This window comes from Streptomyces tibetensis (genome assembly GCF_040647715.1).
Lineage (GTDB): Bacteria > Actinomycetota > Actinomycetes > Streptomycetales > Streptomycetaceae > Streptomyces > Streptomyces tibetensis_A.
In genome coordinates this window covers 630789-644814 of the sequence record NZ_JBEZCR010000003.1, presented here as the reverse complement: position 1 = coordinate 644814, position 14026 = coordinate 630789, and the positions used below count along the sequence as shown (strand labels likewise).

Here is a 14026-nt window from a genome sequence, read left to right as displayed (position 1 = left end):
CCGCTGAAGATATCGACATTCCGCTCGGGAGAGGCGCGTTTTCCCGGTACTGATGGCTCATGCCCTCGACCGCGCTCGCTCTTGTCACCCGGTCAACCGGGTTGCAGTGCTGCCCTGTTGACCGTAGCCAGTGTCAGGGACATATCATTCCAGCCCACTCGGCAGCAGGGGCTGGAGGGCCATGATCTTTCCGGGTAGTTCACGGTGAGAGCCGTCGTCACCGGGGGGGCGGGCTTCATCGGATCCCAGCTCTGCGAATTCCTCCGCGCCCAAGGGGAGCGCGTGACGGAGGTGGACCTCCCGCACTGCGACATCGGTGACACGGCCCGTCTGACACGGGTGTTGGAGCAGGCTGAGCCCGATCACATCTACCACCTGGCCGCCCAGGCCAGTGTCAGGCGGTCGTGGGAGGATCCCGCCCACACGTGGCGCTCGAACGCGGGGGGCACCATCTCGCTCCTCGAAGCCGCCCGCTCCGCCTCCCCCCAGGCGAGGGTCATCGTCATGAGCAGTGCCGGAGTGTTCGACGGAACTGGCATCGACTCACCCATCGACGAAAGCCGCACGCCCGCCCCGCTTTCGCCGTACGCGGCGAGCAAGCTGGCAGTCGAGTCGGTGGCCCGGCACTACCTCGCCGCACACGGACTGCGAGTGATCATCATCCGACCCTTCAACGTCATCGGGCGGAGACAAGGACCGGATTACCTGGTTCCGTCCCTTGCGCACCGCCTAGTCTCCGTTGCACGGTCCGGCCGCAGCCACATCACGGTCGGCAATCTGGACGCCCGGAGGGACTTCCTCGACGTGCGAGACGCTGTACGCGGCCTGCGGCTGTTGATGCGGAACGGGCGGCCCGGCGAGGTCTACAACTTGTGCACCGGTGTCGGTGTCCCGATCCGCGCGCTGGTCGAGACGATGATCCTCCTTACTGGGCGCCCACTGCGGTACCGCCAGGACCCCGACCTGGTGCGCGGAGCCGACGCGCCAAGCCTGGTCGGGGACCCCGGGAAGACTCGGGGGCTGACGGGGTGGCAGGCGACGATCCCGCTCGCCACCAGCCTGACCGACGTCCTGACCGAAGCGGCGACGGCCGGCTGCACGGGACAGACGGGGGCTGAGGTATTCCACCTCGGTTGACAGGTCACATGCCTGACCACCGACGACCAGCCATGAGGTGAGGATGAGGATCCCGCTGTCCCAGCCATCCTTGGGTGAGAGTGAGTCCGACAATGTCCGGGACGCGATGTCATCGGGCTGGATCTCAGGAACCGGCGCTTACGTCAGTGCCTTCGAACGGTCGCTGGAGCAGCGGACCGGCAGAGCATCCGCGACAGCCGTGTCCAGTGGCACCACGGCTCTGGAGATCGCGCTGTCGGCGCTGGGAATCGGCCCGGGCGATGAGGTCCTCGTGCCCGCGCTGACCTTCGCCGCGCCCGCCGCCGCCGTACTCACCGTGGGGGCCACTCCTGTCCTGTGTGACGTCACACCGTCAAACTGGACCATCGACCCTGATGCGGCTCGCGCCCTGCTGACGCCACGCACCAGAGCCGTCATCGCTGTCGACCTCATGGGTCATCCCTGTGAATACGAGCGCCTCTTCGAACTGGAGGTGCCGATCATCGAGGACGCCGCCCAGGCCCATGGAGCGCGGACCCTGAAGGGCCCGGCGGGCAGCTTCGGCGTCGTGTCGGTCTTCAGCTTCCACGTGAACAAGGCGATCACCTCCGGCGAGGGCGGGGCCGTGCTCACCGATGACCCGGAACTGGCTGACCGAATCCGTCTCCTCACGCATCACGGCATGACTCCGAGCCGGCCCTATCACCACAGCGTTGCCGGGCGTAACGGCAGGATGACCAACCTGACTGCCGCCGTCGGTGCCGCCCAAGCCGAGCGCTGGGACGAACTGGTGGCCGGCCGCTCGGAGGTAGCCCGCCTGTACGGGGCCCGTCTTGCTGGACAGGGCTTCTCTCCTCGCCCGGCAGAACTATGGGCCTCTCCGTCCTGCTGGCTTCACTGCGTCACTACAGCCGAGCGGGATGCCGTTGTGGAGCGCGCGCGTCTCGGCGGAGTGGACGTCCGCGCCGTGTGGCCGGCCCTGAGCGATCTACCCCTGTATCACCGCTATGCACCCCGGCCTTGTGTCCACGCCTCGGAAGTTTCCCGGACGGCGATGTGGCTGCCCACCTGGGCGCACATGATGCCCGAAGAGGTGGCCGAAGTGGCCGAGTCCCTGATGTGATCTCGCCCGGGAGCCTCAGTTGACAATGGACAGGTCCTCGTCCGCCTCCGGCACCGCCACCGTCCCGCGGTCGTCCGGCAGGGTCTGCACGGTGAAGGCGGGGACGCCGTCCTCGTTCGCCGCCAGGGTGCGGGCCCCGTAGACCGGGCCGCCGGAGACCGGCTCGACCGTGAGCGCGTAGGTGCCCTTCAGGCCGGCGGGGGCCGGGGGCTCGATGTCCTGGGTCGTGCCGGCCTTGATGGTGTACGTCTTCGACACCGGTGTGCCGCCCTCGCTGCCGGCCGAGGCGGTGACCTTGACCGTGGCGGCGGCGCCGGGGGCCGTCAGGGACAGGGTGCTGCCCTTGCCGCTGTTGTCGGCGGACGTCGCGCGTGTGCCGACGGGACGGGTGGCGGGGATGAACGCCGTCTCCTGCTTGTCGCCCTTGCCACGCAGGACCCGCAGGGCCGCCACGACCGGCACGGACCGGTCCGTCGGGGTCAGCACCAGGGAGCCCGCCTCGCCGCGCGTGACGTCGCCCAGGTCGACGGCGGTCGTCATGCCGCCCTTGACGTGCACGGTCTCGTGTCCGGCCGGGGTGATCAGCCCGGAGGGGGAGGCGAGGCGCACCTTGAGGTCCGCGTCGGCGTCGCCTGGGGTGAAGGCGACCAGGCGCACGGAGGTGGCGTCCTTGGGGATGCCGGGCAGGACCAGGCTGCCCGACGGGTCCGTGGACGCCGGCAGCCAGTCGCCGCCGAGCTTGTCGTCCAGGGCCTGCACGGCGGCGCCGACCCGTCCGCTGCGGACGTTGACGTGCACGGTGAGGTCGGTCTGCCGCTCGTCGGTGAGGGTGGACAGCAGGACCGGCTCGGAGGCGTGCGGCGGGACCGTGATGCCCTCCCCCACCGTGGACTTCAGGGCGCCGTCCTTGCCGTAGAGCTCGATGTCGACCACGGCGGCCGAGTCATCCGGGTTCGTCAGGTGGACGTAGTCTGTGCGGTCGGCTTGCGTGCCGGCGCCGGGGAACCAGAAGTCGGTGTCCGGGGCCGTGCAGTTGACGCCCTGCAGGCCGCGCCCGGTGCCCGCGGCGACCTCGGTGGTCTCCTGGACGGTCCAGCCGGGCGCGAACCTGCCGTCCGCGGTTCCGACGAGCGCGGGGGCATCGCCGCCGGAGCTGTCACCGGTGACCGGCTTCCCGGGCTCCTTGGGCGTCAGCACGGGCTCCGCGGGCTGGTCCTTGCCGGACTTCCCGCCGTCCTTGCCGGACTTGCCGCCGGACTTGCCGGACTTGCCGTCGCCCGTGCCCTTGTCACCGGGCGCGGTGACCGCGGACTCCTGGGTGGCCGCGCTGAGTCCGGCCTTGCCGCCGCTCCCGGTGCCCTTCGTGACGGGCGTGAAGGAGGTGTAGGACGTCTCGGCGAGGTCGGACGTGCTGGGCGCCGGGCACAGCAGGCTCGTGCGCTCCACGGGGAGTTGTGCGGCCGCCTTGGCGGTGTCGGCGGCCGGGGCGTCGTCCGGGGCGGACAGCGCGGCGAAGCCGGTGACGGCGGCGAGCGCGGTCGTGCCGGCGATCAGGGACAGGGTGGTGCGGTTCACTGCTGGCTCCCGTCGGGACGCTCGCTGCCCGTGCCGTGGGGGTGGTGCTGCTGCGCCGGGTCGTACGGCGTGCCGTAGCCCTGGCCCTGGTCGTAGGCCTGGTCGTAGCCCTGCTGGTCGTAGGACGGGGTCTGCCCCTGGCCTCCGTAGGCGTACGGGTCGTACTGGCCGCCCTGGTACGCGTCCGCCGGGTACTGCTGCCCGTAGGGGTCCGCCGGGTACGGGGCGTTCTGGTACTGGTCGCCGTAGCCCGCGTACGCACCGTCCTGGTAGCCGGCGTTGTCCCACTGGCCGTAGTTCTGCTGCTGGGGCACCGCCGCCGGGGGCTGTTGGGGCTGCGGGGGCTCGAACTCCCCGGGGACGGCGGCCTCTTCGGACTCGGCCTCCGCCTGGGCACGCAGGCGGCGGGCCCGGCGGCCCTCACCGGCGACGGCCTCGGCCGGGGCGGCCGGCTCGTCGGGGAGGTCGTCGTCGATGTCGCGGCGGCGGCCGGGCAGGGCGAGCACCACGAGGACGACCGCGAGGAGGCCCTGGGCCCACAGCCAGGCCGTGTGGCCGATCGGGTCGTCGTAGGTGACGTCCAGCGTGCCGCCGGTGGCGGGGAGCCGGAAGCCCTGGGCCCAGCCGTCGACCGTGGTGGGGGTCAGCGGCTTGCCGTCGAGCGTGGCGGTCCAGCCGTCGGAGGCGGAGTCGGCGAGGCGCAGCACGCGTCCGTCGGCGCCGGCCGGGATCGTGGTGTGGATGTCGACGGGCCCGGCGGCGACGGGCTGCGGGGTCCCGGCGCCGGAGGCGGGGTCGATGGTGGCGCGCGCGACCTCCCGGTTGACGCGCCACAGCGCGCCGCCGTCCTGCTGGCTGAGCCGGGTCAGGCCGGGCGTGGCGTCCAGGACGCGGGTGACCTCGCGGGGCGCGCCCTGGTGGACCAGGATGTAGCGCACGGCGAAGCCGCCGAGCTGGTCGGCCTGGTCGGCGCCGGAGCCCGCGACCAGGTTGGCGACGACCTTGTCGAGCCCGCTGTTCTCGCCGTCGGCCGCGGCGATCTCGCCGTCGCCGAGGCGGGCACCGGAGCCGCGGACCAGCATGTAGCCGACGTGGGCGCCGGAGTCGCTGTCGAGGACGAGGGTGCGGGCCTGGTCGCGGGTGTTGCTCTCCTCCGCGACGAACGCGGGGACCTGGGTGGGGTCACGTCGCTCCAGGGGGTTGTCGGCGCCGCGGATCATCCAGCCGGCGGCGATGAGCAGGGGGCCCGCTGCCGAGGCGAAGGCGATCAGTACGGCGACGGGCTGGCGCCAGCCGAAGCTCTGCTCGGCGACCCGCGCGCGGGCCCCGTCGGCGCCCAGCGCTGCGGCCGCCAGGAGGGCGATGCCGTAGACGAGGGTCGCCGGTCCGGCCCAGGTGGAGCTGTTGGACAGGACCGCGAAGACGAAGCCGGTCAGGGCGACCGCCCAGGCGGTCCAGATGCCCGCCTGGCGTTCCGAGCGCAGCAGGGCGGCGAGGGCGGCCAGCACGATGCCGATGAGCATGAGACCGCTGACGGTGCCCGGGCCGCCCGGGCTGGCGCCCAGCAGGTCGAGGGCGGACGCGGCCGAGGGGCCGTATGCGAGGCCCGCTTCCTTGAGGAAGCCGAACGGGAGCAGCGTCAGCGACCAGGGGGCGAGGAGCAGCAGGGGGGTGCCGAGCTGGGCGAGGAAGCGCAGCCCGTAGGCCGTGATGTCGCTCCGGCGCAGCACCAGCAGCCCGATGCCGAGGAGCAGCGCGATGGGCCACACGATCGGCGTGAAGGCGGTGGTGATGGTCAGCAGCAGTGCGTACGCCCAGGTGGCGCGCCAGCTGCCGCGCGCTCCGGCGGAGTTCGCCAGTCCGCCTGCCGCGATGCCCGCGCGGGCGATGAGCGGCAGCAGCGCGGCCAGGACGGCGGTGCCGATGCGGCCGCCGGCGAGGGCGCCGGTGGCGGCGGGCAGGAAGGCGTAGACGACGGCCGCCCAGGCGCGCAGCAGCCGGGACTCGACGAGTGGGCGGGAGGCGAAGTAGGCGGTGACACCGGCCAGCGGCACCGAGCAGACGAGCAGGACGGTGACGGCGAGGCCGGTCGAGCCGAACAGCAGGGACGCCAGCATCGCCACGAGCGCGATGTACGGAGGTGCGGACGAGGTGCCGCCGGCGCCGACCGGGTGCCAGGCGTCCAGGTAGCGCGACCACAGCTCGGCGGAGTCGGCCGGGGCGGGCAGCAGGGCGCCGCCCGCGAGCGCGCCGCCGCCGAGGAGCTGGCGGCAGGCGACCAGGGAGACGAGCAGCAGGACGAGGAAGAGCACCGGGCCGGGCTTGCGGGCGATGCGCTTGAGCCGGGCGAACTGCTCGATCTCCAGGAAGTCGGCGTCGTCGCCGCCGGGGCCCGACTCGACGGCGCTGCCGTGCCGTCCGGCACCGGTCGTGGCCTCCGGGTCGGAGCGACCGGCGAGGCTGCCCGCGACCTGCTCGACGGTGACGCGGACGGTCGCGCCGGGCGGCGGGAACAGCGCCCGCAGCTCGCCCTTGTCGATCTGGGGTGCGCCTCTGCCGCGCCGTCCGGCGAGGATCCGCTCGGGCCGGAGCAGCGTGCCCATCAGGCCGCGGATCTCGTCGACGGCCTGTCCGGGGACCTTGCCGACGAGGTAGGCCACGGTGCGCAGCAGGGTGCCGAGCACGATCCGCAGTAGCACCCAGGGGAGCACGGCCGTACGCGAGTTGACGAGCAGGGTGTAGACGGCGCCGGCCTTGTCGACCTTGTGCGGGGAGGCCGCGGTGCGGCCCACGCAGTCGACCGTGCGGCGCTCGCGGCTGGACGCCTCGGCGTGCCGGACGACCGCCTCGGGGGCGACCAGGACGCGGTAGCCCGCCGCGTGCGCGCGCCAGCACAGGTCGACGTCGTCGCGCATGAGGGGCAGGTGGCGGTCGAATCCGCCGAGCTGCTCGAAGACGTCGCGGCGTACGAGCATGCCGGCGGTGGACACCGACAGCACAGGCCGGACGTGGTCGTGCTGGCCCTGGTCCTGTTCGCGGCGGTCCAGGCCGGTCCAGCGGCGGCCGGAGTTGGCAATGGAGACGCCGACCTCGAGCAGCTGCCGCCGGTCGTACCAGCCGCGGAGCTTGGGGCCCACGACGGCCACGTCCTCGCGGCCCAGTTCGTATTCGTTGTCCACGACCCGCAGCAGCTGGGCCAGGGCGTCCGGGGCGGGGGCGCAGTCGTCGTGCAGCAGCCACAGCCACTGCACCGGCTCGCCGTGCGGGAGCTCGGGCAGGTCGTAGGCGTCGTCGCGCCACGAGCGCGTGACCGGGTCCCAGCCGCTGGGGCGCTTCAGGTACGGCAGCTCGTCCGGGGTGAGGACCGGGGCGGTGCGGCCGCACTCCTCGACGGCCTGGCCGAAGCCGGTGCGGCGGGCGAGGTGCAGCACCCGGTCGGCGCCGAGCGCGTCGGTGACCAGTTGCGCGGAGGCGTCCGAGCTGCCGGTGTCGGCCCCCGTCGCGTACTGGACGGGGCGCTCCTGGCCGAGGAGCCCGGCGAGCGCGTCGGGCAGCCAGCGGGCGCCGTCGTGGGAGACGAGGACCGCGGTCACCACATGGCGCGGGAACTCAGGTGCGGCAGCGGCGTCGTGAGGAGCTGCCGGGTGGCTGTGCACGGACATCGAGGTACGGGCCCCGGTTCGGTGGACTGCGGTGGACGCCTGCGCCCGGTGGGGGCGGCGGGGCGTCTCGGACGAGCGACCACACTATCGGCAGTCCACCAGGGGCGGCGCGCAGCGCCTCGTTGAGGGGTGGTGGTCGGGAGACGGGCGGGCGAACGGCCCGCCGCCTGTGGATGACCCACGGGCGACGGGCCGTTCACGCAAGGGCCGAGGGGTCAGACGGCCGCCTTCTTCAGCCGGCGGCGCTCCCGCTCGGACAGGCCGCCCCAGATGCCGAATCTCTCGTCGTTGGCGAGGGCGTACTCGAGGCACTCGGAGCGGACCTCACAGGCGAGGCAGACCTTCTTGGCCTCCCTGGTGGAGCCGCCCTTCTCGGGGAAGAAGGACTCGGGGTCGGTCTGGGCGCACAGCGCGCGCTCCTGCCAGCCGAGTTCCTCGTCCGCGTCGTCGACCAGCAGTTGCTGCACCGTCTCGGTCATGTGCGCCCCTCGTCTGTCTTCGCGTCCCCGTGATCTAGCCGTTACCGATTCCGGCTGAACGACACGAGTGAAATTACAAGTGTGCTGCTCCGGGCGAGTCAAGCCGAGATCTGCTATTGAGCCCCTTATTCACTCTGCGGAACCAAGCCCATGCGGAAAGTGTTCAAATCACCATAAAACCTGACACACCGATAGAGCCCGCGAGGGCTCACATCTTCCGCCGGACCCCACGCAGCCCTGTACGAACAAGGACGCCCAGGAGTTCGATCTCGTTCCGACACGCACGTCGAAGCGAAACGGATCACAGTCGGATCACGAGTACGCAACGGGGTTTGTGCGCCCGGATGGACGCCATGTGTCCCGAGCAGGCCATGAACAAACCTTTCATCTGAGCGATCGACCGGATGAGGTGAACCACGTCCCACATACCGGGTGTCGAGTTGACAGTGAAGGTGTGAACCGGTGTCCTTGTGGGCATGCTCGCGAACTTGGCGCTCACCTCGACCCGCACCGCCGGGTCCCACGGTGCTGCCCGCGCTCGCTGTAGCTGTCGCTGTTCCAGCTGTTGAGCCACACCTGCTCCAGCTGAAGGCCGAGTCACCCGTCGCTCGGCTCCCGTTCCCTCTGACCTTCTTTCACTGAGGAACCACGCACCCATGAACAGCGACAGCGACCTCCAGATCGCCGGCGACATCCTCGAAGTCACCCACCTCCTCCAGACCCCGCGCGAGCACCCGGCCACCGTCGCCGAGTTCGTCGGACTGGCCCGCTCCCTCGCCGAGGACCGCTCCCAGTGGGAGCACCTCGTCCGCTACGACGCCGCCAGCCGCTGGTACCACCGGCTGCGCACCGGCCCGGGCTACGAGGTGTGGCTGCTGTCCTGGGTTCCGGGACAGGGCAGCGGACTGCACGACCACGGCCGCTCCTCGGGGGTGCTCACCGTCCTGGACGGCACGCTGACCGAGCGCACGGAGCGGGGCACACGCGCCTTGCGGGCGGGCGCGCAGCGCGTGTTCGCGCCGGGGTACGTACACGAGGTCGTCAACGACGCGCTGGAGCCGGCGGTGAGCCTGCACGTCTACTACCCGGGCCTGACGGAGATGCCGATGCACACCGCGCAGCACTGCGAGGCCCGGGACGTACCGGGCGCGGTGACTGCCTGACCGGATGTCGCAGGGCCTGCAGGACTGTCCCACCCGTCGACCGACCGCCACCCCTCAACGAGTCGGCCTGACGGCTGACACACTGTTCCAATGCGCATTGTGGTTCTGGCAGGCGGCATCGGCGGTGCCCGGTTCCTGCGTGGTCTGAAGCGGGCCGTCCCGGACGCGGACATCACGGTCATCGGCAACACCGGGGACGACATCCACCTCTTCGGGCTGAAGGTCTGCCCGGACCTCGACACGGTGATGTACACGCTCGGCGGCGGCATCAACGAGGAGCAGGGCTGGGGGCGTACCGACGAGACCTTCCACCTCAAGGAGGAGCTCGCGGCCTACGGCGTCGGGCCCGAGTGGTTCGGCCTGGGCGACCGGGACTTCGCCACGCACATCGTGCGCACGCAGATGATCGCCGCCGGATACCCGCTGAGCGCGGTGACCGAGGCGCTGTGCGACCGCTGGAAGCCGGGCGTGCGGCTGATCCCCATGTCCGACGACCGTGTCGAGACCCATGTGGCCGTCGAGATGGACGGCGAGACCAAGGCGATCCACTTCCAGGAGTACTGGGTGCGGCTGCGCGCCTCGCTGCCCGCCCGGGCCGTCGTGCCGGTGGGCGCCGACCAGGCGAAGCCCGCCCCGGGCGTCCTGGAGGCCATCGGCGAGGCGGACGTGATCCTCTTCCCGCCGTCCAACCCGGTCGTGTCGATCGGCACGATCCTCGCCGTGCCCGGCATCCGGGAGGCGATCGCCGACGCCGGGGTGCCGGTCGTCGGCCTCTCCCCCATCGTCGGTGACGCGCCCGTGCGGGGCATGGCCGACAAGGTGCTCGCCGCCGTGGGGGTGGAGTCGACCGCCACGGCGGTGGCCGAGCACTACGGCTCGGGCCTGCTGGACGGCTGGCTCGTCGACACGGTCGACGCGGGCGCGGTGGAACAGGTCGAGGCGGCCGGGATCCGCTGCCGGGCCGTGCCGCTGATGATGAGCGACGCCGACGCGACCGCGCGGATGGCCCAGGAGGCCCTGGCGCTGGCCGAGGAGGTGCGGGGAGCGTGAGCGGCGAGGTCACCGGCACGGAGCCGGGTGCCGGGTACCGGGTCTGGGCCGTGGACGGGCTGCCCGAGATCGCGGCCGGGGACGATCTGGCGAAGCTGATCGCGGCCGCCGAGCCCGGCCTGGCCGACGGGGACGTCCTGCTCGTCACCTCGAAGATCGTGTCCAAGGCGGAGGGCCGGATCGTCCGGGCCGCCGACCGGGAGGCGGCGATCGACGCGGAGACGGTCCGGGTGGTCGCCCGGCGCGGCGCCTTGCGGATCGTGGAGAACCGGCAGGGCCTGGTCATGGCCGCGGCCGGGGTCGACGCGTCCAACACCCCCTCCGGGACGGTGCTGTTGCTGCCCGAGGACCCGGACGCCTCCGCCCGCGCCGTCCGGGACGGGCTGCGCGACGCCCTCGGCGTCGACGTCGGGGTCGTCGTCACCGACACGTTCGGCCGGCCCTGGCGCGCCGGGCTGACGGACGTCGCGATCGGCGCCGCCGGAGTGCGGGTGCTCGACGATCTGCGCGGCGGCACGGACGCGTACGGCAACCCGCTCAGCGCCACCGTCGTCGCCACCGCCGACGAACTCGCCGCGGCCGGCGACCTCGTCAAGGGCAAGGCCGCGGGGCGGCCCGTCGCGGTGGTGCGCGGGCTCGGACACCTGGTCGCGCAGGGCGGCGACGGCGAGGGAGCGCGGGCCATGGTCCGCGGCGCCCGGGACGACATGTTCCGCCTCGGCACCTCCGAGGCGGTCCGGCAGGCCGTGACCCAGCGGCGCACGGTCCGGTCCTTCACGGACGAGCCCGTCGACTCGGGTGCCGTACGGCGGGCCGTGGCCGCTGCCGTGACGGCTCCGGCCCCGCACCACACGACGCCGTGGCGGTTCGTGCTGCTGGAGTCGCAGGAGTCGCGGACGCGGCTGCTCGACGCCATGCGGGACGCGTGGATCGCCGACCTGCGGCGGGACGGCAAGAGCGAGGAGTCCGTCGCCAAGCGGGTGCGGCGCGGGGACGTGCTGCGCAACGCGCCCTGCCTCGTCGTCCCCTGCCTGGTCATGGACGGCTCGCACACGTACGGCGACCCGCGCAGGGACGCCGCCGAGCGGGAGATGTTCGTGGTCGCCACCGGCGCCGGCGTGCAGAACTTCCTGGTCGCGCTGGCCGGGGAGCGGCTGGGTTCGGCCTGGGTGTCGTCGACGATGTTCTGCCGGGACGTGGTGCGCGAGGTGCTGGACCTGCCGGCGGACTGGGACCCGATGGGAGCGGTGGCGGTCGGGCATCCGGCCGGGGAACCGCGGCCGCGGCCCGAGCGGGACGCGGGCGCGTTCATCGAGGTGCGGTGACAGGTGCCGGGCGGCGCCTACGCTCGTAGGGGCCACTCCTCACGGATCCCAGGGACGTCATTCATGGCAGGACGGTTCGCTCAGCGGCCCACCCGTACGACGGTGCGCGGCGGGCACGTCGCCGTGCCCCCGGGTGTGCCGCGGCAGGCGACGGGGCCGGGGCGGGTACGGGAGTGGGTGCCGGACGGGCCGCTGGATCTCGGCCTGGTGCTCGGGCCGTTGCGGCGCGGGCCCGGCGATCCGACGTTCCGGGCGACACCGGACGGGTCGGTGTGGCGCACCAGTCTCACGCCGGCCGGCCCCGGGACGCTGAGGGTGTGCGCGTACGGCGGTGGGGTGCGCGGGGAGGCCTGGGGGCCCGGAGCCCAGTGGCTGTTGGAGGGGTTGCCGGAGTTGCTCGGGGCGGCGGACGATCCGTCGGCGTTCGTGCCGCGGCACCGGCTGCTGGCGTCGGCCCGGCACCGGCGGCCGGGGTTGCGGCTGACGCGGAGCGGGCTCGTGCTGGAGTCGCTGATCCCGTCGATCCTGGAGCAGAAGGTCACGACCGATGAGGCGTACCGGGCGTGGCGGCTGCTGGTGCGGAAGTTCGGGGAGCCGGCGCCGGGGCCCGCGCCCGCGCGGATGTACGTCATGCCGGAGCCGCGGACGTGGGCGTTGATCCCGTCGTGGGAGTGGCACCGGGCCGGGGTCGACAACAAGCGGGCGTCGACGATCCTGCGTGCGGTGCGGGTCGCTGCGCGGCTGGAGCAGGCCGTGGGGATGGAGCCCGGGGCGGCTCGGGCGCGGCTGGAGCTGGTGCCGGGGGTCGGGCCGTGGACCTCCGCGGAGACGGTGCAGCGCAGTCATGGGGCGGCGGACGAGGTGACGGTGGGGGATCTGCATCTGCCCGGGATCGTGGGGTGGGCGCTGGCCGGGGACCGGGATGCGGATGATGCGGCGATGCTGGAGCTGCTGGAGCCGTATGCGGGGCAGCGGCATCGGGCGGCTCGGTTGATTCTGCTGAGCGGGAGGGTGCCGGCGCGGCGGGCACCGAAGATGCCTCGGTGGGATATCGGGCAGTTGTGAGCGGGCGGTTGTAGCCGGCAGTGGTGAGCTGTGGGCTTCAGGTGCTCGGCGCTTGTGCTGGGGGCGGGGGGGTTCGCAGCCCGGCGTGGCGGGGTGCCGCTGCGCCCACCCGTGCCGCCCTTAGCGGCACGATTGCCCGCAGCGGGGTGGGCGGCGGCACGCATGCCCGCAGCGGGGGGCGACGGCACGCATTCCCGCAGCGGGGGGCGGCGGCACGCATGCCCGCAGCGCGGGCGGGTGGCGGCACGCATGCCCGCTGCCGGGGGCGGGCGGCGGCATGGATGCGCGCCGTGGGGGCTGTGGCGCGCATTCCCGTGGCGGGGGGGCCGGCCGTCTCGTTCTACTGGTCCGATGAGAAGCGGACTGCTCCTGCTGGGATGCGGGCGTCGCACCATATGCGGGCGCCCTCCAGGAGTTCGTTGTCGGGGCCTATCACCGCGCCGTCTCCTATGACCGTGCCGGTGAGGACCGAGCGTCGGCCCACGCGGGCTCGGGTGCCGATCAGGGAGTCGGTGATGACCGCGCCCGGCTCGATGACCGCGCCCGGCAGGATCGTGCTGCCGAAGATCCGCGCGCCCTCGGCGATGAAAGCGCCCTCGCCCACCACCGTGCCGCCCGCCAGCTTCGCGTCGGACGCGACCTGGGCCGTGGGCAGGACCAGGCGGTCGCCGCAGCGGCCGGGAACGGCGGGCGAGGGCGCCCGGCCGAGGACCAGGTCAGCCGAGCCCCGGACGAAGGCCGCCGGGGTGCCCAGGTCCAGCCAGTACGTCGAGTCGACCATGCCCTGGAGGTGCGCGCCGGCCGAGAGGAGGCCGGGGAAGGTCTCCCGTTCCACCGACACCGGCCTGCCCAGCGGGATCGAGTCGATGACCGAGCGGCGGAAGACGTACGCCCCCGCGTTGATCTGGTCGGTGACGATCTCCTCGGGGGTCTGCGGCTTCTCCAGGAACGCCAGGACCCTGCCCGTGTCGTCGGTGGGAACGAGACCGTAGGCGCGCGGGTCGGTGACCTTGGTGAGGTGCAGGGAGACGTCCGCGCCCGACGTCTCGTGGGTGTCGACCAGGGCCCGGATGTCCAGGCCCGTCAGGATGTCGCCGTTGAAGATCAGGACCGGGTCGTCGGGGCCGGAGTGCAGCCGGGAGGCCACGTTGCGGATGGCGCCGCCCGTGCCGAGCGGCTCCTCCTCGGTGACGTACTCGAGGTGGAGTCCCAGCGCGGAGCCGTCACCGAAGTACGGCTCGAAGACCTCGGCCAGATAGGAGGTGGCCAGGACGATGTGCTCGACACCGGCCGCTCTCGCTCTCGCCAGCTGGTGCGTGAGGAAGGGCACCCCGGCCGCCGGGACCATGGGCTTGGGCGTGTGCACCGTGAGCGGGCGCAGCCGGGTGCCCTTGCCGCCGACCAGGAGGATCGCTTCAGTCACGTGTCGTCTCTGCTTCCTGCCGGGACCGGCCGAACTGTCTTTCGG

Annotated in this window: 10 protein-coding genes; 6 read left to right on the top strand and 4 right to left on the bottom strand. The window is 72.7% G+C overall.

Going from position 1 to position 14026, the window contains the following annotated elements; all coding sequences use genetic code 11:
* The first annotated feature begins 204 nt into the window (after positions 1-204).
* Together AB0B29_RS11625 and AB0B29_RS11620 are read left to right on the top strand one after the other, a co-directional pair.
* Positions 205-1137: a GDP-mannose 4,6-dehydratase gene (locus AB0B29_RS11625; protein WP_362237171.1), complete on the top strand. Its 933-nt coding sequence runs from the start codon at positions 205-207 to the stop codon at positions 1135-1137.
* Between the two features lie 43 nt (positions 1138-1180).
* Positions 1181-2239, top strand: coding sequence for a DegT/DnrJ/EryC1/StrS family aminotransferase (locus AB0B29_RS11620; RefSeq protein ID WP_362237168.1), 1059 nt, complete (start codon positions 1181-1183; stop codon positions 2237-2239).
* Positions 2240-2254: 15 nt separating this feature from the next.
* Here the strand turns inward: AB0B29_RS11620 and AB0B29_RS11615 are convergent, their stop codons facing one another.
* The 3 genes from AB0B29_RS11615 to AB0B29_RS11605 all read right to left on the bottom strand — a co-directional run bounded on the left by AB0B29_RS11615 (position 2255) and on the right by AB0B29_RS11605 (position 7955).
* Positions 2255-3814, bottom strand: coding sequence for a DUF5719 family protein (locus tag AB0B29_RS11615; protein WP_362237165.1), 1560 nt, complete (start codon positions 3812-3814; stop codon positions 2255-2257).
* A complete protein-coding gene (locus AB0B29_RS11610; RefSeq protein ID WP_362237162.1) occupies positions 3811-7476 on the bottom strand; it encodes a glycosyltransferase in 3666 nt (1221 codons plus the stop codon). The genes AB0B29_RS11615 and AB0B29_RS11610 overlap by 4 nt, the downstream gene beginning before the upstream one ends.
* Before the next feature lie 215 nt (positions 7477-7691).
* Complete coding sequence (locus tag AB0B29_RS11605; protein WP_010034659.1) at positions 7692-7955, bottom strand: WhiB family transcriptional regulator; 264 nt, start codon at positions 7953-7955, stop codon at positions 7692-7694.
* Positions 7956-8611: 656 nt separating this feature from the next.
* Between AB0B29_RS11605 and AB0B29_RS11600 the strand changes: the two genes are divergently transcribed.
* The 4 genes from AB0B29_RS11600 to AB0B29_RS11585 all read left to right on the top strand — a co-directional run bounded on the left by AB0B29_RS11600 (position 8612) and on the right by AB0B29_RS11585 (position 12558).
* Positions 8612-9118 (top strand): cysteine dioxygenase, encoded by a 507-nt coding sequence (locus AB0B29_RS11600; protein ID WP_362237159.1) that lies wholly within the window; start codon positions 8612-8614, stop codon positions 9116-9118.
* 90 nt (positions 9119-9208) lie between these two features.
* Complete coding sequence (gene cofD, locus AB0B29_RS11595; protein ID WP_362237156.1) at positions 9209-10168, top strand: 2-phospho-L-lactate transferase; 960 nt, start codon at positions 9209-9211, stop codon at positions 10166-10168.
* Positions 10165-11493, top strand: coding sequence for a coenzyme F420-0:L-glutamate ligase (locus AB0B29_RS11590; RefSeq protein ID WP_362237153.1), 1329 nt, complete (start codon positions 10165-10167; stop codon positions 11491-11493). Before cofD ends, AB0B29_RS11590 begins: the two co-directional genes overlap by 4 nt.
* 63 nt (positions 11494-11556) lie before the next feature.
* Positions 11557-12558: a DNA-3-methyladenine glycosylase family protein gene (locus AB0B29_RS11585; protein WP_362237150.1), complete on the top strand. Its 1002-nt coding sequence runs from the start codon at positions 11557-11559 to the stop codon at positions 12556-12558.
* A gap of 340 nt (positions 12559-12898) precedes the next feature.
* On the opposite strand, the gene AB0B29_RS11580 is transcribed toward AB0B29_RS11585, so the two are convergent.
* Positions 12899-13981 (bottom strand): NDP-sugar synthase, encoded by a 1083-nt coding sequence (locus AB0B29_RS11580; protein ID WP_362237148.1) that lies wholly within the window; start codon positions 13979-13981, stop codon positions 12899-12901.
* Positions 13982-14026: the final 45 nt, after the last annotated feature.